The sequence below is a fragment of the Microbulbifer sp. SE14 genome, from assembly GCF_059834885.1.
This window is the reverse complement of the sequence record NZ_JCBAJA010000009.1, coordinates 73,001-93,624: the sequence shown is the minus strand read 5'-3', so window position 1 is coordinate 93,624 and position 20,624 is coordinate 73,001. Positions and strand designations below refer to the sequence as shown.

Here is a 20,624-nt window from a genome sequence, read left to right as displayed (position 1 = left end):
CCGGTTACTTCACGAGCTGGCGGAAGCGCATCAGCTCGCCGAGGCGGAAGCCGGTGTAGTTGCCGATCACCAGAATCAGTGCCAACAGCACCAGCAGCAGCTCGGGGAAGTTGAAGGTCCAGTGCTCGATATAGCGGTTGGTCATCACCCACCAGGCGAGCACCGCCACCAGCAGGCTGCCGCCGGACTGCACCACCACTTCATAGGGGCCGTCCTCCTCCCAGACAATGGACATGCGCTCGATGGTCCAGGCGAGAATGATCATCGGGAAGAAAGTCACTGTCAGCGCCTGCTCTATACCCAGCTTGTAGCTGACCACGCTGATGGCGCCCATCAGTATCACCACCGTGACCACCACCGCGGCTATCCTCGCCACCAGCAACAGATTGAGCCTGCTGAGGTAGAAGCGCACCCAGAGGCCGAGTATCAGGATCAGAACGAAGATCGACAGGCCGGTGAACAGCTGCGTCTCGATAAAGGCGACCGCCAGCAGCACCGGCATAAAGGTGCCGGAGGTGCGCAGGCCGACGAACACCCGCAGCAGCACCACTACCAGCGCGCCCACCGGCACCAGCAGTATCAGCTTGAAGATGCTCTGCTGCTCGATCGGCAGGCTGTAGATGGAGAAATCCACCAGCGCCTCTTTCTCCTTGCTGGTCTTGAGCATGGACACGTCCCGCGCCGGCACATCGTTGGCGATGACGGAGAAGGTCACCTGGGAATTGCGCCCGCCCTCGACGTCCAGCAGGCTCTTGCCGCCGCGCTGCCAGATAAAGAAATTTTTCGGTACCCCCGGCGAACCGCTGATGGGCTCGAACACCACCCAGCGCTCGCCGTCGTAGACTTCCAGCAGGTCCTCGGGAGCCAGCCTCCGCCGATCGTCCTCCAGGTAGAGGCCGCGGATGCGGTGTGCGGGAATGTCCGCCGCCGCCAGTAGCAGCAGGGCGACATCCACCAGGGACCTGTCCTTGTAGTAGCCGAAGATCAGGTTGCGGTCCTGATTGCCGGTGTCCCCCAGTGCGGTGAGCAACTGGGTGGTAAAGGTCTTGGTATCCGAGGAGCGCTGGTGGGCGTAATCCACCAGGGAGTAGATGGCCTGGCGCACCGCCTCCTGCTCGCGGGCGCCCAGAAAGGGCTTCTGCACCTCGGTGCTCAGGCCCAACGGCTGTTCCAGCGGCGCGCCCGGCGTCTGGTGCACGTCCAACTGGTAGAAGAGCGACTGGGGGCCCGCGGCGGCGCGACGCGACCAGACGGCGCGGTACTCGTCATCTTCCTGGATGATATTGAAGCCGTAACCGGAGGAGCTGAAGGATTCCCCCAGCACTTCCATATTGCGCTGCTCCCGGGGCAGGGTGAGCGCGGCCTTGACCGGACCGCCGTCGGCATCGAAACCCACCTTGGCCTCTATGGTCCAGACGGTGCGGTATTCACCGGGCAGCAGCGGAAAGCCCAGTGCGCGATTCTTGTAGATGGTCAGACCGATGCCCATCAGGGCGAGCAGTGCTGCGAGAATATAAACCTGAGCGCGCGGCGACATTCGCCATTCCCCATAATTGTGCAGGCGCCGGGCAGGACCGGCGCCGGGTGTTCTATAAGATTATTTGCCAGCGGGCATTTTGGGTACACCCTGGACATTGCGCCGGCTCACGTCCACCACCGCAGCGTCCTTGAGGAAGTTGCGTCCGACCAGCAGCAGGAAATCGGAGCCGCTGCGATCCGTCAGGTTGACCTCCACCATATGGGTGACGTCGCCGATAGTCAGGCTCATATCTACGATGGGGCGTTTCTGGCTCTCAAATCCCGGGCGCGCCACACGCACCTGGCGCTTGATCGGCAGCTCTATGGTGACAGGCTCGTCCTCGTCGCCGCTGCCCGGCGGCAACAGCTTGAATCTCACCCATTCCTTGCCGTCGCGCTCAAAGGGCGTCAGCTCCTGGGCGCTGAGAGAGGAGGTGGCGGCCCCGGTATCAACCAGGGAATCCACGATCAGACCGCCGGGCTCGATGGCAACCGTCTCCACGGTACCGAGCACCAGCTTGTCCTCGGCAACCGGCACTTCGACCACCTTTTCGAACCTTCGTTCGATGACGCGCTCCACCACCTTGACTTCGGGTTCGGCGCAGACCACTTCCACGGGCTCGGGGCACTGGGCGCCCTCCCCGGCGGTCTCGGGTGTCTCCACGACTTCACCTGGCTCGACCGTTGCCGGTTCCTTCTGCCAGGGGAACTGCAGCGATTCGCAGCCGACCAGCAACTGGGAAGCCAGTAACAACCATATAAAGGGAAAAGTCCGCATTCTTGTTTACTACCTTAGGGCCCTTCGGCCATCCCTGAGGGATCCAGCTGTCCGTGCCTATTTTGTTTGCCGGAGAGTCCCGCCTCCGTGTCGTGCAAAAGCGGGATATTAACGCATCCATCCGGTCACTGAACAGCGACGCGCCGGAAGAGGTACAACACGCGACGACTGGATCGGGCAGGCGCCACGGCCCGATCGGGCTAAAAGTATGGCCGCACCGGCCGGAGCCCAACGCCCTCGCAGGCAGTGACCTCTCACTAACAATCCATCGGATCATTCCCGCTTTGTATCCACCTGCGCGGGCGGGTATAGTCGGGAGACATTGCTTTGTCTTCACAATAAGAATAAGACAATGACCGAGATAGCAGAGCGGCCCGCCGCCAGCGGCGGCCAGATTCTCGTGGAGTGCCTGCAGGCCCAGGGCGTGGAGCGCGTCTTCTGCGTACCCGGAGAGAGTTACCTGGCGGTGCTCGACGCCTTTGTGGATGCGCCGCAAATCCAGGTCGTCACCTGTCGCCAGGAGGGCGGCGCCGCCATGATGGCGGAGGCCGACGGCAAGCTCAGCGGCAACCCGGGAGTCTGCTTCGTCACCCGCGGTCCCGGCGCCACCAACGCCAGCGCCGGCGTGCACGTGGCCCGCCAGGCGTCGACGCCGATGGTGCTCTTCGTCGGCCAGGTCGGCCGCGACGCCCGCGACCGGGAGGCCTTCCAGGAGATCGACTACCGGCGGATGTTCGGCGGCATCGCCAAGTGGGTGGCGGAAGTCGACCGCGCCGACCGCCTCGCCGAGTATGTGCAGCGCGCCTTCACCACCGCCCGCGCCGGCAGGCCCGGCCCGGTGGTGCTGGCGCTGCCCGAGGATATGCTGCGCGAAACCGCGCCACGGCCCCGGCTCACTGCATCCACCGCCGTCGCCACTCCGGCACCGGATCCGGTGGATATAGACCACCTCAACCGACTGCTGGCGGAGAGCCTCAGGCCCCTGGTGATCTGTGGCGAGGGCCCCTGGCACGGCGCCCGCGAACAACTGCACGCCTGGTGCGAACGCCGGCAACTGCCGGTGGCGGCGGCCTTCCGCTGCCAGGACCGCTTCGACAACGACACCCCCCTGTATATCGGCGACATCGGTCTCGGCATCAATCCGGCCCTGCGCCGGCGCGTCGAAAGTGCCGACCTGGTGATTCTCCTCGGCGGCCGCTTCAGTGAGATAGTCACCCAGAGCTACACCGTCCTGCAGCCGGTCAACGGGCAGAAGATTGTCTATGTACATCCCTGCGCCAACGAACTGGCCAGTGCGCCAGCGGTTGCGCTGGCGGTCAATGCCGGTATGGGAAACCTGCTGAATGCGCTGCTCCAATCCGGCGCCGGCGAAGTTCCCGGCGAAAGACATGAATGGGTACAGAGTGCACGCAGTGATTACGAGCTGTGGAACAGACCCGCCCCCATCCCCGGCAATCTGCAGTACGGCGAGATAGTGACCTGGCTGCGCGACCAGTTGGAAGACGACGCCATCATCTGCAACGGCGCCGGCAACTATTCCATCTGGGTGCACCGCTTTTTCCGCTACCGGCGCGGAGACACCCAACTGGCGCCCATCAGTGGCACCATGGGCTACGGTCTGCCCGCGGCCATCGCCGCCAAACTGCGCTATCCGCAGCGCCAGGTGATCTGCTTCGCCGGCGACGGCTGCCTGCAGATGACACTGCAAGAGCTGGCCACGGCGCGGCAGTATGGCGCCAATATTCTGCTATTGGTGGTGAACAACGGCAGCCTCGGCACCATCCGCATGCACCAGGAGCGCAACTACCCCGGCCGCACCAGCGCCACGGACCTGCAAAACCCGGATTTCGTCGCCCTGGCCCGGGCCTACGGCTTTTACGCCGAAGCGGTGGCGAAGACGGAACAATTCGCACCGGCCTATGCCGCGGCCCTGGATTCGAACAGCCCGGCACTGCTGGAGCTGCAGCTGCCACTGGAGGCGCTGACACCCAACCTGAAATTGTCCGATTTATAGATGGGAGTGGACTATGGACCTGAATCTGCGCGGCAAGCGCGCGCTGGTATGCGGCTCCAGCCAGGGTATAGGCAGGGCCTGCGCGGAACAGCTGGCCACCCTGGGGGCATCGGTGGTGCTGTTTTCCCGCGACCGGGAAAAGCTCGAAGCAGTGCGGGAGGGCCTGGACACTTCCGCCGGACAGTCCCACGCCGTTTTGGTGGCGGACTTCGCCTACCCGGCCCAGGTCAGGGCGGCGGTGGAAAGGCAGCTGGCGGAAGGCGGCCCCTGCGAAATACTGGTCAACAACACCGGTGGCCCGGCCCCGGGCCCGGCCCACAGCGCCGATCCCCAGGCGTTTGTCGACGCCTTCAACCTGCACCTGGTATCCAACCAGACGCTGGTACAGGCCCTGCTGCCGGGCATGCAGGAGGCCGGTTACGGCCGCGTGATCAATATCATCTCCACCTCGGTCAAGCAACCGCTGAAGGGCCTCGGCGTATCCAACACCGTGCGCGGCGCCGTGGCCAACTGGGCCAAGACCCTGGCCAGCGAACTGGGCCAGTACAATATCACCGTCAACAATGTGCTGCCCGGCGCGACCAATACGGTGCGCCTGGAGGCCATTCTCGACAACAAGGCGAAGAAACTGGACAAGAGCCGCGAGCAGGTGGAAGCCGCGGAAAAGGCGACCATCCCGCTGGGACGCTTCGGTGAGGCCCCGGAGATCGCCAACGCGGTGGCCTTCCTCGCCTCGCCGGCGGCCTCCTATATCAACGGTGTCAACCTGCCGGTGGACGGCGGCAGGACCGGGTGTCTGTGATGGACCTTATCGGCAACTATATCGGCGGCGAGATAGTGGAGCCGACGGCGGATGCCCGGTTGCTGGACAATATAGAGCCGGCCACCGGAAAAATTTACGGAAGGCTGGTGGATTCCACCGCGGCCGACCTGGAGGCCGCGGTCGCCGCCGCCGAATCCGCCCTGCCCGGTTGGCGGGCGCTGGATATCGAAAAACGGGCACAATATCTCGAGCGCATCGCCGCGCTGATCGAGGAAAACCTCGACGAACTGGCCGCGGCCGAGTCCCGCGACAACGGCAAGCCCCTGGCCCTGGCGCGCAGCGTCGACATTCCACGCGCCGCGGCCAATTTCCGCTTTTTCGCCCGCGCCATCACCCAGTACGCGTCGGAATCCCACGCCATGGGCGAGCGCGCGATCAACTACACGCTGCGCGCGCCCCTTGGCATCGTCGGCTGCATCTCGCCCTGGAACCTGCCGCTGTACCTGTTCACCTGGAAGATAGCGCCGGCCATGGCGGCGGGTAACTGCGTGATCGCCAAACCCTCGGAAGTCACGCCGAAAACCGCCAGCATGCTGGCCGAGATCTGCCGCGCCGCCGGCCTGCCCGCCGGCGTACTGAATATCCTCCACGGCCGCGGCGCCGATATCGGCAGCGCACTTGTCGCGCACCCGAAAATAAAAGCCATCTCCTTTACCGGCGGCACGGAAACCGGTGCGCGCATCGCCGCCGAGGCCGCGCCCCGTTTCAAGAAGCTGTCCCTGGAACTGGGCGGCAAGAACCCGACCCTGGTGTTCGCCGACTGCGACTGGGACAAAACCGTCGACGGTGTGCTGCGCGCAGCCTTCGCCAACCAGGGGCAGATCTGCCTGTGCGGCTCGCGCATCTATGTGGAGTCGTCCATCTACCAGGACTTCAAGACGGCGCTGCTGGAACAGGTGGCACAGCTGAAAATCGGAGACCCGACCACCGACGTGGACCAGGGCGCACTGGTCTCCGCCGCCCATATGGAAAAGGTGCTGAATGCAATCGCCCAGGCGAGAGAGGAAGGCGGACAGATTCTCTGCGGCGGCGAGCGGCTGCAGATCGACGACCGCTGTCGCGACGGCTACTTCGTCGCACCGACACTGATCGAGGGGCTGCCCATCGACTGCCGGACCAACCAGCAGGAAATATTCGGGCCCGTCGCCACGATACAACCCTTTTCAAATGAAGAGGAAGCGCTGCGGCTCGCCAATGGCACCGGCTACGGCCTGGCCACCTCCGTCTGGTCACAGAACCTGGGCCGCTGCCATCGCCTGGCCGCGCGGCTGGATTTCGGCATAGTGTGGATCAACTGCTGGATGCGGCGGGACCTGCGCACTCCCTTCGGCGGCATGAAGAACTCCGGCGTCGGCCGCGAGGGCGGCTGGGAGGCGCTGAGGTTTTTTACCGAAACGAAGAATGTATGTGTCCATTATGGCGGGTAAGCTCGGGACTCGGGACTCGGGAAAGAATACCTTAGCCAAATGCGAAGGCCCTGATGCCGGTGGCCACCTGGCAAATGTTTACCGATGAGGTTTTTTGTCAGGTGGCCACCGGCAGCAGCGCCACCACCAGTCTCTCTTACAGGCACCAAGCAGCTGCCACCGCACCAGAAGGAAGATCGATGAGCGACGCGATTCATTCGAGCAAAGCACCGGAACCCGTGGGCCTCTACCCCCACGCGCGGCGTGTCGGCAACCTGCTTTTCCTATCCGGCGTCGGCCCGCGGGTGCGCGGCAGCAAGGATATTCCTGGAGTTACGCTGAACCCGCAGGGAGAAATCGTCGACTACGATATTGCCGTCCAGTGCCGCTCGGTATTCGACAATGTCAGGAATATTCTCGAGGAGTGCGGTTCCGGCTGGGACCAGCTGGTGGATGTCACCGTCTTCCTGACCAATATGAAAGCGGACTTCAAGACCTACAACGCCATCTACGCCGACTATTTCCGCGATAACCAGCCGGCCAGGACCACGGTGGAAGTGCTGTCCCTGCCCACCCCCATCGCCATAGAACTCAAGTGCATCGCAACCATCGACCAGAGAGGGCTAGCCCGATGACACAGATCATGCCCCCGATCAACCTGCTCGAGTGGATAGAGGAACACCGCCAATACCTGAAGCCGCCGGTGTGCAACAAGCTGGTGTTCGAGGAACAGGGCTTCTTCGTCATGGTGGTCGGCGGGCCCAACACCCGCAAGGACTACCATGTGGACGAGGGCCCGGAACTCTTCTACCAGATCGAAGGGGACATGCTGCTGAAGACTATCCAGCAGGGCCAGGTAGTGGACATTCCCATCCGCCAGGGCGAGATGTTCCTGCTGCCGCCGCGGCTGCCCCATTCGCCGCAGCGTTTCAAAGATACCGTCGGCCTGGTGGTGGAACGCCGGCGCACCGAGGAGGAACTGGACGGACTGCAGTGGTACTGCGACCGATGCAACCACCTGCTGTACGAGGAATTCTTCCAGCTGCGCAATATCGAAAAAGACTTTCCGCCAGTATTCGAGCGCTTCTTCGGCTCCGAGGAAAACCGCCACTGCGACGCCTGCGGCCACCTGATGCCGCTGCCGGAGCAAAAGGCGGAAAGCAAGAGTGAATCATGCTGACCATCGATATCCACACCCACATACTCCCGGAAACCTGGCCGGACCTGAAAGAGCGCTACGGCTACGGGGGCTTTATCCACCTCGACCACCACAAGTGCGGCTGCGCGCGCATGATGCGCGGGGAACAATTCTTCCGCGAGGTGCAGAGCAACTGTTGGGACCCGCAGGTGCGCCTTCAGGAGTGCGACGATTTCGGCGTGCATGTGCAGGTGCTTTCCACGGTACCGGTAATGTTCAGCTACTGGGCCAAACCGGAGCACGCCCTCGACCTGTCGAAACTGCTCAACGACCATATCGCCGGCGTGGTGGCGGAGCAGCCGCACCGCTTCGTCGGCCTGGGCACAATACCCATGCAGGCACCGGAGCTGGCGGTGCGGGAGCTGGAGCGCTGTGTGAAAGAACTGGGGCTGGCCGGCGCACAGATAGGCTCCCACATCAACGGCTGGAACCTGTGCCAGGAGGAGCTGCAGCCGGTGTGGGCCGCGGCGGAATCCCTCGGCGCGGCCATTTTCGTGCATCCCTGGGAGATGATGGGCAGCGAGCAGATGCCCAAGTACTGGCTGCCCTGGCTGGTGGGCATGCCGGCGGAAACCTCCCGCGCCATCTGCTCGATGATCTTCGGCGGCGTGCTGCAGAAATTCCCCGGGCTGCGCGTCGCCTTCGCCCACGGCGGCGGCGCCTTTCCCGGCACCATCGGCCGCATAGAACACGGCTTCGAAGTGCGCCCGGACCTGTGCGCGGTGGACAACGGCCACAGCCCGCGGAGTTACCTGGACAAAATATATTTCGACTCGCTGGTGCACGACCCGTTGATGCTGAACTACCTGATCGAACTGGCGGGGGCCAACCGCATCGCCCTGGGCAGCGACTACCCCTTCCCGCTCGGTGAATTGGAACCGGGCAAGCTGATCAAATCCATGGCGGTGGGCGACGACGTAAAGGCCCGCCTGCTGGCCGGCACCGCACTGGAGTGGTTGGGACTGGAGCGGTCACAATTTATTGAATGACCCCTGGAGGTCGCCAGATGAAACTGACCCTGACGTTGAATGGCTGTACCTATGGAGCGGATACCGAACAAGCGCTGAATATCGCTATCCCCCTGGATTTCGACGGCGCGCAGCCCAATCACTTCGGCGCGCCCACCGCGCGCGCCGAAACCCTGGAGGCGGACGGCTTTGTCGGCGACACCCGCCGCGGCGGCAGCTGCAATGTCACCCAGCTGACCCTGGTCCCCCACTGCAACGGCACCCACACGGAATCCGTCAGCCATATCGTCGACGAACTGCTGCCGGTGGGCGAGATTCTCTCCCCCCTGCTGCTGCCCTGCATCCTCGTCAGCGTGACACCGGAAACCCTGGCCGGCAGCAACGAGAGTTACAGCCCCAATCCCGAGGACGGCGACCTGGTGGTGAGCGGCAGGCGCCTGGCCGAAGCCCTGAGCCAGCAGCCGGCGGCGAACCACTGCCCTGCCATAGTGATACGCACACTGCCGAACGACGGGGAAAAATGCCGCCGCGCCTATGCCGAGGGCCAGCCACCGGTATTCTTTTCCAGCGAGGCGATGGAGCTGCTGCTGACCTTCGAGCACCTGCTGGTGGACTTTCCCAGCCTGGACAAGATGTATGATGAGGGCGCGCTGGACAACCACCACAGCTTCTGGCGTATAGCCGCGGGCAGCCACAGAGTGGGCGCGCAGGCCAGGACCCGGTGCACGGTCACCGAGATGATCTACGTTCCGGATCGGGTACCGGACGGCCTCTACCTGCTCAACCTGCAGATACCGGCCTTCCGCTCCGATGCCGCCCCCAGTCGGCCGGTGCTGATGCCGCTGGAAGAGATCGAGGAATAGTCGTAACTACTTGCCCCTGCGGCACTCAGTCGAAGTCTGGGCGGCGCTGCTACCGGTGGCCGTCCGGGAAAAAGCCTCATCGGCAAACATTTCCCGGACGGCCACCGGCAGCAGCGCCTTCGCATCACTTTTACCGTTCTGTTCGCCCCCTGATGGGTGAGTACTTATGAATAACCAATAAGAGAACCGCAGTATGCAGTTTGAAACAGGTATCGGCTTCGCCAGAAGGCTGGACAGCGAAGACCCCCTGACCCGATTCCGGGACCAGTTCAGTTTTCCCACCCGCCCCGACGGCAGCCGGGAAATCTACCTGTGCGGCAACTCCCTCGGCCTGCAGCCGAAGCGCGCGCGGGAATATGTAATGCAGGAGCTGGACAAGTGGGCGTCCCTCGGGGTCAGGGGCCACTTCGACTGCGAATACCCGTGGATGCCCTACCACGAGCTCCTGGCCGAACCCTCGGCGGCACTGGTCGGCGCGCAGACCGATGAAGTGGTGGTGATGAACTCGCTGACGGTCAATCTGCACCTGATGATGGTGACCTTCTACCGGCCGACGGCCGAGCGCTACAAGATAGTGATCGAAGACCACGCCTTCCCGTCGGACCACTACGCGGTGGAGAGCCAGCTGCACCACCACAATATAGATCCCCGGGACGGGCTGGTGCTGCTGAAGCCGCGCGACGGCGAGGACCTGTTGCGCCTCGAGGATATTGCCGCGCTGATCGAGGAACAGGGGGATTCCATAGCACTGATGTTGCTGCCCGGAGTACAGTACTACACCGGCCAGGTACTGCCGATGGCAGAACTGACTAAACTGGCCCACCGCCGCGGCATCCGTATCGGTTTCGACCTGGCCCACGCGGTGGGCAATGTTCCGTTGCAGCTGCACGACTGGCAGGTGGACTTCGCCTGTTGGTGCAGCTACAAATACCTGAACTCCGGCCCCGGTTCCGTGGCCGGCTGCTTCGTACACCGACGCCATGCGCAGAACACCGGGCTACCGCGCTTCGCCGGCTGGTGGGGGCACGACAAGCAGACCCGCTTCCGCATGGAAAACCGCTTCCAGGCCATCCCCACCGCCGAGGGCTGGCAGCTGTCCAATCCGCCGATACTCTCGCTCGCCGCCATCCGCGCCTCCCTCGATGTCTTCACCGAGGCCGGTGGCATGGCGCCGCTGCGCGGCAAGTCGGAGAAACTCACCGCGTACCTGCAGTTCCTGCTGAAGTCGGAAGTGGGCGAATTTATCTCCATCATCACGCCGGAGGACCCGGAGCAGCGCGGCTGCCAGCTGTCCCTGTGCTGCGATGCCAGGCACCTGGGCGGCCGGGCGCTGTTCCAGCGCCTGGAAGAGAACGGCGTGACCTGCGACTGGCGCGAACCCAATGTGATCCGGGCGGCGCCGGTGCCGCTGTACAACAGTTTCGAGGATGCGCACCGCTTCGTGGAGATATTGAAGGCGGCGTGTAATGAATAGCTGCGAGAAGCGGAACCCAGAAAAAACACTGGAGCCTGATGCGAAGGTCCCGATGCCGGGGGAAGCTTGCGGGACTGTCAGCGAGAGGGACCTCGCTGCCAAGCCTACAGGGATGTATTGAGGGGGGGCGCCTAGCCCGTGTCCCGCAAACTTCCACCGGCAGCAGGGCCGCCCGGGCATCTCATACTGGCGGCGGGCACGTTCACAGCAAAGGAAAAATATATAGGCTTTTAAATGCAGGAAAAAATCGTTATCGCCGGCGGCGGTCTTGTAGGCGCCATGGTCGCCAGCTTTCTCGCCCGACGCGGCTTCCGGGTGGAGGTGTACGAGCGCCGCAGGGATCTGCGCACGCACGATATTTCCGCCGGGCGTTCCATCAACCTGGCGCTGGCCAACCGCGGCATCTACGCGCTGGAAAAACTGGGCCTGATGGAGCGGGTTTCACAGCTGCTGATCCCGATGCGCGGCAGGATGGTCCACGATACGGACGGCAGCCGCAACTTCCAGCCCTACGGGCAGAAGTCCGACGAGGTGATCTATTCGGTCTCCCGCGGTGCCCTGAATGGCCTGCTGCTGGACGAGGCCGAGGCTTCCGGCAGTGTCGAAATTTTCTTTGAGCGCGAGCTGCTCGATATCGATTTTGGGGAGAAGCGGGCGCGCTTTCTCGATTGTGCGGGCGACCGCGAAGAATCGGTCTCTTTCGACCGGTTTGTCGGTGCTGACGGCGCCGGCTCCCCGACCCGCAGCCTGCTGCTCGATGCCGTGCGGGAAAACCAGCCGGACACCGGCTGCCGCGAGCAGATAGAGCCGCTTGACCACCAGTACAAGGAACTGGAGATACCGGCCGACGCGAGCGGCGGCTTCCAACTGGAGCGGGAGGCGCTGCATATCTGGCCCCGCGGCGGTTTTATGCTGATCGCCCTGCCCAACCTGGACGGCAGTTTTACGGTGACCCTGTTCCTGCCGGAGAAGTCCAACGGGGACAGGCCCGGATTCGACACGCTGCAGAGCACTGCCCAGGTGGAAAATTTTTTCCAGCGCTATTTCCCCGACGCCGCCGCACTGATGCCATCGCTGCTGGAGGACTTTTTCGACAACCCCTGCGGCCACCTGGGCACCGTGCGCTGCGCACCCTGGCACCTGGACGGCACAGCGGCGCTGATCGGCGATGCGGCCCACGCGATAGTGCCCTTCCACGGCCAGGGCATGAACTGCGGCTTCGAGGACTGCGTCTCGCTTGACGGCTGTATCGGGCAGAACGAAGGCGACTGGCGGAGGATATTTTCAAACTACAGTGAATCGCGTATTCCCAACGCCAATGCCATCGCCGATATGGCGTTGGAAAACTATGTGGAGATGCGCGATTCGGTGCGGGATCCCAAGTTCCTGCTGAAAAAGGCCATTGGCTTCGAGCTGGAAAAGCGCTTCCCCGGCCGTTTTATACCCCGCTACGGCATGGTGATGTTTCACCGGCTGCCCTACGCCGAGGCGCAGTGCAAGGGCGAGATCAACCGCAGGATCCTGGCCGAGTTGGCGGAGGACATAGACTCTGTGGAACAGGTGGACTGGGACAGGGCTCGGCAACTGGTGGAGGAGCTGTTACCGCGTCGATAGCGTGCCCATCAGTGCCGCCTGCCGGCGCCCCATGTTGGGGTTCGTTACACTCACCCCACCCTACGTGTTAAGTTCCAAACAGAATGGAATACAGCACTAGCCCCGCTGCAGCCGCTCGTCGATATCCACCAACAGTTTGATCAACTCACCGGCCGTATAGTCACCCCCGCGGAAATACTCCTCGGCCATGGGGGCAATGCCGCACTGGTCCGGCAGGGGGCGCGCCCCCTCGATCAGCTCGGTCATGCGTGGCAGGAACACGAACTGCAGCCACTGCGGCAGGGTCAGGGTATCCACACAGAAGGGCTCCGTGCTCGCCAGCAGCTCCGCGGGCGGAGGTTGCTCCTCCCACAGCTGCAGCCGGCGCAGCTCGGCCTCCAGTTGCAGCAGCAGGGTGGCGACGTCGTCGTAAATCGGATTCATACCATTCACTTTAGGGCATATCTAGAAATCGTAGCGAGCGGGTGGCTGGTGGTGGCCGCCGGAGCGCAACAACCGGAGCGTACTTTAGTACGTGAGGATTGTGAGCACCGCCGGACGCCGCCAGGCGCACGCGCAGTAGATTTATAGATGTGCACTCTAATCGATTCTGCGGCTAAATGGCGGCAGCGAGTCGAGTATCGCGCGGCCATAGCGGCGGGTGACTACGCGCCTGTCCAGCAGGGTCACGGTGCCGCTGTCCCCCTCGGTGCGCAGCAGGCGCCCGCAAGCCTGCACCAGTTTCAGCGCCGCGTCCGGCACCGTGATCTGCATAAACGGGTTGCCGCCCCTGGCCTCTATCCACTCCGCCAGCGCCGCCTCTATGGGGTCGTCGGGCACCGCGAACGGCAGCTTGGCGATGACCACGTGGCGGCAGTAGTCGCCGGGCAGGTCCAGGCCCTCGGCAAAGCTGGCGAGGCCGAAGAGCACGCTGCTGCCGCCGCCGTCGACGGCCTCGCGGTGGTTCTCCAGCAACTGCTGGCGGGATCTCTGCCCCTGCACCAGGATGCGGTTGCGCCAGGTGCCCGGCAGCGCCTCGTAGACGGTTTCCATCTGCCGGCGCGAGGAGAAGAGTACCAGGGCGCCGCCCTCGCCTTTCAGCAGTTCCGGCAGCGCACCGATGACCGCATTTGTGTGGGCATCGGCATTGCCGGCGTCCACAGCGCTTGCCGGCACCTGCAGGGTGGCTCGGGAGAAATCGAAGGGACTGGGCACCACCTGGTAACTGGCATTGTCCGGCGTGCCGGCGCGCATCTTCAGGCGATCGAACTTGCCCAGCGCGGTGAGGGTGGCGGAGGTCAGCACGGCGCCGTAGCAACGGCGCCAGAGGCTGTATTCCAGGGTCTTGCCGGCCAGTATCGGCGAGCTGCACACCTCGAAGTCGTGTGAACCGCCCCAGTCTACCAGCGTGACCCAGCGCGCCTGGGGCAAGGCGCCCTCGGCGTCGGGGCGGGAATAGTTGGCCCACAGCTGCAGGTTGGCTTCCGCGCGGCCATACCAGCTGCCCAGCTGTGGGTACCAGCGCTCCAGGTCCACCGCCGGCACCGGCGAGTGCGGGTCCTCCAGCAGTTTCTGCGCCCTCTGCAGCATCTTGTCCAGCAGGGTTTCGAGTTCGTCGAAATCCTCGCGCAGCTTTTCCGCCAGCCGCATGATGGCATCCGGCACCACGCCGCCCTCGAAGCGGTGGCGGGCGCTGCGGCCGGCAGCAGAACTGCCAGAGCTATTGTGAAAATTACCGTAGCCGCGCTCGTCCTCGAACTCGCAGTGCTCCTCGATCAGCGGCCACATCTGCTCCAGGCCCTGCTTGGCGGAGGTGAGTACCGCCGGCAGCTGTTCGCCGCAGCGGTCTATCTCCCCGCCGTCGCCTATCTCGCCGAGCATCTGCCCCAGGTTCTTGTTGGCCTGGTCCAGCCAGCCGGTGGAGGCGCCGACGCGGCTGTGGTGGGAGAAGTGATTCAGGGCCTTGTCCGGCAGGTGGTGGGCCTCGTCGAGCACATAGATGGTCTCCTCCGGCGGCGGCAGTATGGCGCCGCCGCCCAGGGCCAGGTCGGCCAGCAGCAGGTCGTGGTTGGCGACGATCACCTGGGTCTTGCCCAGGCTCTCGCGGGCGCGGAAGAAGCTGCAGTTGCCCACGTGGGGGCAGCGGCGGCCGCTGCACTGGCGGTGGTCGGTGGTGACGCGGCTCCAGTCCTCCACTTCCACTGTGTCCGGCCAATTGTCGCGGTCCCCGTCCCAGGACCCGGTGGCCAGCTTGTCGGCCATGTCCCGGTAGAGCACCACGCTGTCCTCACCCAGCGCGGGCTGTTCGTCACCGTAGAGACCCAGCGAGAAGCCGGTGCCGGTGGCGCTGAAGCTGGACAGCAGCTGGTCCAGCTTGGACAGGCACAGGTAGCGACCCCGCCCCTTGGCCAGGGTGAAATCGAACTGCAGGCCGCTGTGGCGGGCCACCTCGGGCAGGTCCTTGTTGATGATCTGTTCCTGCAGCGCCACCGTCGCGGTGGACACCACCAGGGTCTTGTCCTGGGCCTGGGCCAGGGGAATGGCGGCGAGCAGGTAGGCCACCGTCTTGCCGGTGCCGGTGCCCGCCTCGACCACACAGATATGCTCGCCATTGGTCTTGGCGGCGTCGCGCTCGCCGCTGCCGTCCTGAACAATGGAGCCGAGGGTGCGCGCTATGGCCGCGACCATCAGTTTCTGCCCGTAGCGGGCCTTGAGGTCGCGGCCGGCGAGGAACTGGCTGTAGGCGGACTGGATGGCTTTTTTGTGTTGGTCGTTTAGCACTTTGGAGCGGTCAGTGGTCGGTGGTCAGTGATGAGTGGTTGGTGAGGAGCGCATTATCCACTAACCACTAACCACTAACCACTAACCACTAACCACTAACCACTGGCCACTGGAATCACCGATCACTCGTAGGCGAGCCGCGAAACCACCGGGTTCGCATAGCCCTGGATCGCCCTATCGCGCCAGCGCTCGTCGATGCGGTCCATGCGCGCCTCGAACTCCCGGCGTGTCTCCGAGTGATCCTCCGGCTTCCAGGGCTTTGCCGGGTAGCCCACCGGCAGGTCCGGCACCTCGCCGTAGACCATCTGGTAGGCGATCAGGTTGGTGGGGTGCAGCACATAGTTGCCGATGATCTGGCGGTCTATCTCGTCGGCAATGGAGGCCACATCGTGGAAATCGCCCTCGATGGGCGTGCCGTAGGCGGTGTGCACATGGCCCTTCTGCCCCACCACGCCCTTGGCGATGGAACCCAGGTCCTCGTGCTCGCCCTTGCGGTACTGCTCTTCCTTGTGCTCGGTGAAGTAGAGCTGCCTGGCCTTTTGCTCGTCGCAGGGATCCCACTCGTAGGAGATGGACAGGGGCACTATGTGCAGCTTGCGCCAGTAGTCCGCGAAGGGGGTTTCCTTGTCCTTGGTCATGGCGAACATGGCCACCAGGGCCGGGTTGGTGCGGTCCAGGCCATCTTTGGCACGGCCGGAGCGCTGGGCGATCCACACGTGTTCGTTATCGTTGACGATGGAGTGGTAGATGTAATTGGACAGCTGGGTGGCGGCCTGCAGCTTCTCGCGACGGCTGCCGGCCTGGCGCTTGACGATGAAGCTCTTGTTCAGCTTCATCAGGTCTGTGGCGAACTGCTTGGTGAGCAGGTTGTCGCCGATGGCGATACGCGCCGTCTCGTGGCCCTCCTTGAACATGGCGACGATGGCGAGCGCCGGATCCATGGCGATATCCCGGTGATTGCTGACGAACAGGCAGGCGCGGTCCCGCGGCAGGTTGTGCAGGCCGGAGATGGTGAACTCGGAAGTGGTGCGGCGCACCACCAGGTCCATGTACCTGGAAATGACTTCCTGTACCCCGCGCACATCTCGCGCCTTGCGGAATTCGAAACGCACGAACTGGCGCACCAGCCAGGCCACCGGGCCCTCCAGTTTGGCCAGCTTGGGCACCAGGAAGTGCGCGACTGCGTGCGACATCTCCGGGTCGGCGATCAGCCGGTCCAGTACCTCCCGCACCTCGTCGTCGCGATAGGGGCGGATATCCTCGAATTGAGCGGGATCCAACTCACTTGCTCTCATGAACTCACTACCTGCCAGGCCGCCTCCCGGGCGGGCCTGGCGCATTCTTATTGTGGACATTGGACTCTGCCCGCCCATTCCCTGCGGGGGCTGGCGGGCCGGCGCAGAACATACCGGAAGCGCCGGCGAACTGCCAGCGTCGCGCCCGACCGGCCAGTGTGGACACAGGGCATCGCAGCCGGGAGAATAGGCCGCTTCGCACCGTCGCTGACGGCAAAAACAACGATAACGAACCCCGGCCCCCTGTTTTGAGCTTGAGCACTGGGGCCGCGCAGTAGACCTGGAGTTCACCTTGAGTCAGACCAGTTCCCCCCACGCCAGCTCCGGAAGCGAGCCGCGCACGCCCAGCCTGGGCGACGCCCTGATCCCGCTGGGCATTTTGATCGCCCTCCTGTCCCTGTCCGTATACTTCTACGGCGCAGACTCCTCCTACGGCCCCAACCAGATAGCCCTGCTGCTGTGCGCCGGCGTGGCGGCGCTGATGGGCATGAAGAACGGCCACAGCTGGAACGATATGGAAGGGGGCATGCTGCACGGCATCGGCCTGGTGTTCGGCGCCATCCTGATACTGCTGGCGGTGGGCGCGCTGATCGGCAGCTGGATCCTCGCCGGCACAGTGCCGTCGATGATCTATTTCGGCGTGCAGATACTGTCGCCCCAGTGGTTCTACGCCGCCAGTTGCATCATCTGCGCCATCGTCGGCCTCAGCATCGGCTCCAGTTGGACCACCGCCGGCACCCTGGGCGTGGCCCTGATCGGTATCGCCGGCGCACTGGGCCTGGACCCGGCGATCACCGCCGGCGCGATCATCTCCGGCGCCTATTTCGGCGACAAGATGTCGCCCCTGTCCGACACCACCAACGTGGCCGCGGCGGTCACCTCCAACGACCTCTTCCTGCATATCCGCCATATGCTGTGGACCACCATGCCGGCGTTCGTCATCGCGCTGCTGATCTTCTCGGTTATCGGCCTCACCGCCGACACGGGCGCAGCTTCGGCGACGGATATCGAGCAGCTGCTAGGCGCGCTGCAGGAGGAGTTCAATATCTCCATCGTCAGCCTGGTACCCCTGGCGCTGCTCCTGTTTATGGCCTGGCGCAAGATCCCCGCCTACCCGACCCTGCTTATCGGCGCCCTGGTGGGCTGCGCCATAGCGCTCATCTTTGAACCGGAAACCGCGCGCCGCCTGGGCGGTGGCGACGGCATCCTGGCGGCCATCAAGGGCGCCTGGTACAGCCTGTTCGACGGCTACAAGTCCACCTCCACCAACGAGAACGTCGCGGAGCTGCTGTCCAAGGGCGGCATGAGCAGCATGCTCAACACTGTGTGGCTGATCATATCGGCCATGGCCTTCGGCGGCGCCATGGAGCGCGCCGGTTTCCTGCAGGTGATCGTCGACTGGACCCTGTCGCGGGTCAAGACCGTCGGCAGCCTGGTCACCACCACGGTGCTCACCTGCTTCGGCATGAACGCCGCCGCCGGCGACCAGTACATGGCCATCATCATCCCCGGACGCATGTTCCGCGAGGCCTTCGCCGACAAGGGGCTGCACGGCCTGAACCTGTCGCGCACCCTGGAGGATTCGGGCACCATCACCTCGGTGCTGATCCCCTGGAACACCTGCGGCGCCTATATGAGCGCCACCCTGGGTATAGCCACCTTCTCCTATGCCCCCTATGCCCTGTTCAACCTGATCTGCCCGCTGCTGGCGATCGGCTACGGCTGGTTCCACTTCAAGCAGATGCCGCTGTCCGCGGCGGCTTCGGCGCGCTGATTGGGCTCGGGACTCGGGACTCGGGACTCGGGACTCGGGAAAGAATAGCGGAGCCAGATGTGAAGGCCCTGCTGCCGGTGGCCATTTGGGAAATGTTTGCCGATGAGGCTTTTTCCCAAATGGCCACCGGCAGCAGGGCCGCCCAGGCCTCTCTTACCGGTAATAAGGGTAAGCAGTTACATTTTGAGTTATGAGTGAAAGCACAACCCTGAGCGCTCTGATCACAGAGGCCCAATTCAAGCTGCGCTGGTTCGACCTGGGCCGGCGCCTGCAGTCGGTGCCGCGCGCCACGGCCGAGGCGTTCGAAGAGGGGCGTACACCCTGGCCCCACCCCTACCTGCGCCAGGCCTGGACCAGTCTGTTGCTGTGGCCCGAGGAGGGCGGCGCTCCGGCGGTCTGGTTCCTGCGCCTGCCGCTGGATGAACAGGGCAAGCTGCAGCTGCCGGCGCGGGATGCGCTCCTGCGCCTGATCGCGCAGAAACTCAGCCGGGGCGACCCGGCCGACTCCGCCGCGCAACTGCACGCCGCGCTCGAGGAGAGCGGGCTGCTGTTTACCCCCGCGGCGGATCGGCAGGCCAGCTTTCACGCCCACGCCGCAGTACTGCTGGGGCACCCGCCGAGTTCACACTACGCAGCGGTGCAGGCCTACCTGCAAGAGCCGGAAAAACATCGCTGGGACCAGTTGGGCCTACAGGGTATCGCCGACCTGGCCGCGCGCTGGGAGCGGGAAAGGAAGCTGCTGTTGCAGCAGTTTTCCAGACTGGCACCGCCGGTGTTTATCGGCCTCTGCCAGTGCCTGGAAAACGAGGCGGTAGACCACCAGTTGGCAGGGAGAATCATCGACTGCGCCGAGGCGGCACTGGCGAGGGACCCGGCGGACCAGGGGCTGGTCGCCGCCGCGGTGCGTGGAATATCCCACTCCCCGGCGCGCGGCCTGCGCCAGACGTTCCTGAAGCGGCTTTTGCAGACACCCTCCGGCAGCAACGGCGAAGTACTCGCCGCCATTGGCAGCCGCTGCGCCGACGACCTGGAAAACCCTGAGATAGCCGCCCCCTGGCTCGCCGCGCTGGCGGAGAGCCAGGGCCAGGACGCCTTCAACCTGCTGCTGACCGATCTGCTGTTCCTGCCCGCTGTGCGCTCGGCCCTGCTCGGCGTACTGCGCGACCCCGAGCGGCCGGAAGCCCTGGCGCGGGCCTTTGGCAACTTCCTGCACGGGCCGGAACCAACCCACTGAAGCGGCCCCAGCCGAAGCCCCGAATTGGGCGCTGCCTTCCTCACCGTCTGCCCTACCCCGGCTGATCGGCCAGCTATGCTTCCCGCAGTCGCAAAAGGTTTGCACCTTTTAAAGAGTGACACGCAGAACAACAAAAAATATCGCTACCGGGAATTTCTTTCATTTTTCGGAAAAAAAATTTCTAGCCGCCCTGCAATGGTCTACCGACCAGTTTGGCAGAAAAACCCTTAAATTTAGGTACCTCCACACGACAAACTGGCACAAAATTTATCCAGACTTCACCGCTGGCGGCTATTTAAACCGTGCGCCTATTACACTCCATTGGGCGGTATCTTTGTAGAAAAGATTTTTACAAAGCAGACCAAACAGGTGACGTTTTGTTGGCTATGCTGATAGCTAATCATCAACGGAAAGGAGTTAGGGGATGAATTTCACTCCAGCCAAGTACTTAATGGGAATTATCAGTGCACTGATTCTGGCAGGCTGCTGTGCGGCACCTGTGCCACCGGCCTCCTGCCCTCCGGGCTCTGAGCAAATCCCGCTTTCAATGGCCTGTCCCGCAGACGCGGATTGCTGGATGGCTTCCGACAATGTGCGCTGCATGAAAGTGGTCAAGTAAGACCTTTTTCAAGCAGGACCAGTGTGGTGATTCATACTAAATGACGTCTTGTCGCTGAGGGCTATTTCAGGCTTTGCCACTGAGGCTCTATAAACCAGTGCCGCTGAAGGCTCCCGAGCATCATTTAGTATGAGTCACCACACCAAATGCCGCTTTTCGAAGCGGCGTTTGTATTTCTGATCCGGAATTTTTCCTCACTCATCCCCTCTTCCACTGGCCGGCCGCAACAATTATCGCTAGCATTGACGCTCCATTCCGGTCCGGCATATCCGGGTCCTTCAACCGC

At 63.6% G+C, this 20,624-nt stretch carries 17 protein-coding genes; 12 read left to right on the top strand and 5 right to left on the bottom strand.

The genetic code is table 11. The annotated features are described in order from the left end of the window. Positions 1-4 precede the first annotated feature (4 nt). Both AC6R19_RS08730 and AC6R19_RS08725 read right to left on the bottom strand, forming a co-directional pair. Positions 5-1,537, bottom strand: a complete 1,533-nt coding sequence (locus tag AC6R19_RS08730) for a UUP1 family membrane protein (protein WP_500579413.1) — start codon at positions 1,535-1,537, stop codon at positions 5-7. 60 nt (positions 1,538-1,597) lie between these two features. Beyond that, positions 1,598-2,296 (bottom strand): ATP-dependent zinc protease family protein, encoded by a 699-nt coding sequence (locus tag AC6R19_RS08725; protein WP_500579412.1) that lies wholly within the window; start codon positions 2,294-2,296, stop codon positions 1,598-1,600. Between the two features lie 352 nt (positions 2,297-2,648). On the opposite strand from AC6R19_RS08725, the gene AC6R19_RS08720 reads away from it, so the two are divergent. The 9 genes from AC6R19_RS08720 (at position 2,649) to AC6R19_RS08680 (ending at position 12,656) form a co-directional block, all read left to right on the top strand. Then, positions 2,649-4,310 carry a thiamine pyrophosphate-binding protein gene (locus AC6R19_RS08720; RefSeq protein ID WP_500579411.1) on the top strand — a complete coding sequence of 554 codons (1,662 nt, stop codon included), beginning with the start codon at positions 2,649-2,651 and terminating at the stop codon, positions 4,308-4,310. A gap of 13 nt (positions 4,311-4,323) precedes the next feature. Further along, complete coding sequence (locus AC6R19_RS08715) at positions 4,324-5,112, top strand: SDR family oxidoreductase (RefSeq protein ID WP_500579410.1); 789 nt, start codon at positions 4,324-4,326, stop codon at positions 5,110-5,112. Next, positions 5,112-6,560 (top strand): aldehyde dehydrogenase, encoded by a 1,449-nt coding sequence (locus AC6R19_RS08710; RefSeq protein ID WP_500579472.1) that lies wholly within the window; start codon positions 5,112-5,114, stop codon positions 6,558-6,560. Before AC6R19_RS08715 ends, AC6R19_RS08710 begins: the two co-directional genes overlap by 1 nt. Before the next feature lie 179 nt (positions 6,561-6,739). Beyond that, a complete protein-coding gene (locus AC6R19_RS08705) occupies positions 6,740-7,174 on the top strand; it encodes a RidA family protein (RefSeq protein WP_500579409.1) in 435 nt (144 codons plus the stop codon). Then, on the top strand, positions 7,171-7,719 hold the full coding sequence (locus AC6R19_RS08700; protein WP_500579408.1) for a 3-hydroxyanthranilate 3,4-dioxygenase: 549 nt from the start codon (positions 7,171-7,173) through the stop codon (positions 7,717-7,719). The genes AC6R19_RS08705 and AC6R19_RS08700 overlap by 4 nt, the downstream gene beginning before the upstream one ends. Continuing rightward, positions 7,713-8,726 (top strand): amidohydrolase family protein, encoded by a 1,014-nt coding sequence (locus AC6R19_RS08695; RefSeq protein ID WP_500579407.1) that lies wholly within the window; start codon positions 7,713-7,715, stop codon positions 8,724-8,726. Before AC6R19_RS08700 ends, AC6R19_RS08695 begins: the two co-directional genes overlap by 7 nt. 17 nt (positions 8,727-8,743) lie before the next feature. After that, positions 8,744-9,568, top strand: a complete 825-nt coding sequence (locus AC6R19_RS08690) for a cyclase family protein (protein WP_500579406.1) — start codon at positions 8,744-8,746, stop codon at positions 9,566-9,568. Positions 9,569-9,761: 193 nt separating this feature from the next. Beyond that, a complete protein-coding gene (gene kynU, locus AC6R19_RS08685) occupies positions 9,762-11,042 on the top strand; it encodes a kynureninase (RefSeq protein ID WP_500579405.1) in 1,281 nt (426 codons plus the stop codon). Positions 11,043-11,276: 234 nt separating this feature from the next. Further along, the gene (locus tag AC6R19_RS08680; RefSeq protein WP_500579404.1) at positions 11,277-12,656 is read left to right on the top strand and encodes an FAD-dependent oxidoreductase; all 1,380 of its coding nucleotides are present in this window, start codon (positions 11,277-11,279) and stop codon (positions 12,654-12,656) included. A gap of 96 nt (positions 12,657-12,752) precedes the next feature. On the opposite strand, the gene AC6R19_RS08675 is transcribed toward AC6R19_RS08680, so the two are convergent. From AC6R19_RS08675 to AC6R19_RS08665, 3 genes are all read right to left on the bottom strand, one after another. Beyond that, a complete protein-coding gene (locus AC6R19_RS08675) occupies positions 12,753-13,079 on the bottom strand; it encodes a YqcC family protein (protein ID WP_500579403.1) in 327 nt (108 codons plus the stop codon). A gap of 156 nt (positions 13,080-13,235) precedes the next feature. Continuing rightward, positions 13,236-15,416, bottom strand: a complete 2,181-nt coding sequence (gene dinG, locus AC6R19_RS08670) for an ATP-dependent DNA helicase DinG (protein ID WP_500579402.1) — start codon at positions 15,414-15,416, stop codon at positions 13,236-13,238. 122 nt (positions 15,417-15,538) lie between these two features. Beyond that, the gene (locus tag AC6R19_RS08665; RefSeq protein WP_500579401.1) at positions 15,539-16,771 is read right to left on the bottom strand and encodes a 1-acyl-sn-glycerol-3-phosphate acyltransferase; all 1,233 of its coding nucleotides are present in this window, start codon (positions 16,769-16,771) and stop codon (positions 15,539-15,541) included. Between the two features lie 232 nt (positions 16,772-17,003). Between AC6R19_RS08665 and nhaC the strand changes: the two genes are divergently transcribed. The 3 genes from nhaC to AC6R19_RS08650 are packed head-to-tail and all read left to right on the top strand — an operon-like array spanning position 17,004 to position 19,719. After that, on the top strand, positions 17,004-18,485 hold the full coding sequence (gene nhaC, locus AC6R19_RS08660) for a Na+/H+ antiporter NhaC (RefSeq protein ID WP_500579400.1): 1,482 nt from the start codon (positions 17,004-17,006) through the stop codon (positions 18,483-18,485). 59 nt (positions 18,486-18,544) lie between these two features. Next, on the top strand, positions 18,545-18,679 hold the full coding sequence (locus AC6R19_RS08655; RefSeq protein WP_500579399.1) for a hypothetical protein: 135 nt from the start codon (positions 18,545-18,547) through the stop codon (positions 18,677-18,679). Further along, the gene (locus tag AC6R19_RS08650) at positions 18,676-19,719 is read left to right on the top strand and encodes a DUF3549 family protein (protein WP_500579398.1); all 1,044 of its coding nucleotides are present in this window, start codon (positions 18,676-18,678) and stop codon (positions 19,717-19,719) included. Before AC6R19_RS08655 ends, AC6R19_RS08650 begins: the two co-directional genes overlap by 4 nt. Positions 19,720-20,624 lie beyond the last annotated feature (905 nt).

What these genes read in the sequence shown, in the direction of transcription:
- AC6R19_RS08730 (WP_500579413.1), bottom strand. Translation starts at nt 1,537, where the DNA reads ATGTCGCCGCGCGCTCAGGTTTATATTCTCGCAGCACTGCTCGCCCTG.
- AC6R19_RS08725 (WP_500579412.1), bottom strand. Translation starts at nt 2,296, where the DNA reads ATGCGGACTTTTCCCTTTATATGGTTGTTACTGGCTTCCCAGTTGCTG.
- AC6R19_RS08720 (WP_500579411.1), top strand. Translation starts at nt 2,649, where the DNA reads ATGACCGAGATAGCAGAGCGGCCCGCCGCCAGCGGCGGCCAGATTCTC.
- AC6R19_RS08715 (WP_500579410.1), top strand. Translation starts at nt 4,324, where the DNA reads ATGGACCTGAATCTGCGCGGCAAGCGCGCGCTGGTATGCGGCTCCAGC.
- AC6R19_RS08710 (WP_500579472.1), top strand. Translation starts at nt 5,112, where the DNA reads ATGGACCTTATCGGCAACTATATCGGCGGCGAGATAGTGGAGCCGACG.
- AC6R19_RS08705 (WP_500579409.1), top strand. Translation starts at nt 6,740, where the DNA reads ATGAGCGACGCGATTCATTCGAGCAAAGCACCGGAACCCGTGGGCCTC.
- AC6R19_RS08700 (WP_500579408.1), top strand. Translation starts at nt 7,171, where the DNA reads ATGACACAGATCATGCCCCCGATCAACCTGCTCGAGTGGATAGAGGAA.
- AC6R19_RS08695 (WP_500579407.1), top strand. Translation starts at nt 7,713, where the DNA reads ATGCTGACCATCGATATCCACACCCACATACTCCCGGAAACCTGGCCG.
- AC6R19_RS08690 (WP_500579406.1), top strand. Translation starts at nt 8,744, where the DNA reads ATGAAACTGACCCTGACGTTGAATGGCTGTACCTATGGAGCGGATACC.
- kynU (WP_500579405.1), top strand. Translation starts at nt 9,762, where the DNA reads ATGCAGTTTGAAACAGGTATCGGCTTCGCCAGAAGGCTGGACAGCGAA.
- AC6R19_RS08680 (WP_500579404.1), top strand. Translation starts at nt 11,277, where the DNA reads ATGCAGGAAAAAATCGTTATCGCCGGCGGCGGTCTTGTAGGCGCCATG.
- AC6R19_RS08675 (WP_500579403.1), bottom strand. Translation starts at nt 13,079, where the DNA reads ATGAATCCGATTTACGACGACGTCGCCACCCTGCTGCTGCAACTGGAG.
- AC6R19_RS08665 (WP_500579401.1), bottom strand. Translation starts at nt 16,771, where the DNA reads ATGTCCACAATAAGAATGCGCCAGGCCCGCCCGGGAGGCGGCCTGGCA.
- AC6R19_RS08650 (WP_500579398.1), top strand. Translation starts at nt 18,676, where the DNA reads ATGAGTGAAAGCACAACCCTGAGCGCTCTGATCACAGAGGCCCAATTC.